At 38.4% G+C, this 950-nt stretch carries 2 protein-coding genes; both read left to right on the top strand.

The window, feature by feature from the left end; translation table 11 throughout:
* On the top strand, positions 1–300 hold a 300-nt coding region (locus B4237_RS15160), incomplete at its 5' end, for an SDR family oxidoreductase (protein ID WP_286943813.1).
* A 180-nt stretch (positions 301–480) separates the two neighbouring features.
* Positions 481–950, top strand: a 470-nt coding sequence (locus tag B4237_RS15155) for a hypothetical protein (protein ID WP_286943812.1), incomplete at its 3' end; no start/stop codon positions are given.

The following is a 950-nucleotide window of genomic DNA, read 5'->3' as shown; positions in this document are numbered from 1 at the left end:
GGACAGGCAGCATATTCAGCTTCAAAAGGTGCAGTTGTTGCGATGACTTTACCGATCGCAAGAGAGTTAGCACGTCATGCGATTCGTATTATGGTGATTGCACCGGGTATTATGGAAACGCCAATGTTGAAAGGATTACCGCAAAACGTACAAGATGCATTAGGGCAAATGGTTCCATATCCTTCTCGTTTAGGTCGTCCTGAAGAGTTTGCTCGTTTGGTTGCACATATTGCCGAAAATTCTTACTTAAATGGTGAAGTGATTCGTTTGGATGGTGCTATTCGCATGGCAGCAAAATGATGATTTCTGTTTAAGTTTTACAAGCAGGTTTTGCTGATAGACCGTTGTGAAAAAAAATTTTACAACGGTCTTTATTTTAGGGTTCGATGCTTAGACTTGCCCATTTGATTATTTCATTTTAATGTTAGGTAAAAGATTTTATGTAGCACAATAAAAATAATCGAGTTTTGGAGCTTATTAATGCAATCTATAAAAACTTTATCAGTCGCATTTACATTACTTTTAACAGGCTGCGTTGGTAATATGAATCCAACGGGTAATATGACTCGGCCAAACTATCCATACTATACGACGCAACAACCGATAGTGGTTAAAAATATACGTGTACCCGCTGGTACAAAGCTTGTTTATGAAAAATATGCATTCAAAAAAGGGATGCAAGAACGTCTTTTGGCTGAAGATAAACTTACAGGCATACACTTGCCAGAAGGAAAAACAATTGTTTGGGGAGGTGTACCTGTCACTCAAATTTCTCGATTTTTTAATACAGAAATGCGGGGTTACTCGGTATATGCAGATTTCAATCTGCTTGAACCCAAGCAGCGGACGAAATTTTCACAGTTGTGGCAAAGTTGCAAGGATGACTTAGGAATTACGGTCAAAGATATCCGCGATTGGTCGTTTAATAAAAATAATATCGCTGCTGTAGA

The sequence above is a fragment of the Acinetobacter sp. UBA6526 genome (assembly GCF_002434875.1).
GTDB lineage: Bacteria > Pseudomonadota > Gammaproteobacteria > Pseudomonadales > Moraxellaceae > Acinetobacter > Acinetobacter venetianus.
The sequence above is the reverse complement of the archived record's forward strand: the minus strand, read 5'-3'. Positions and strand labels throughout refer to the sequence as shown.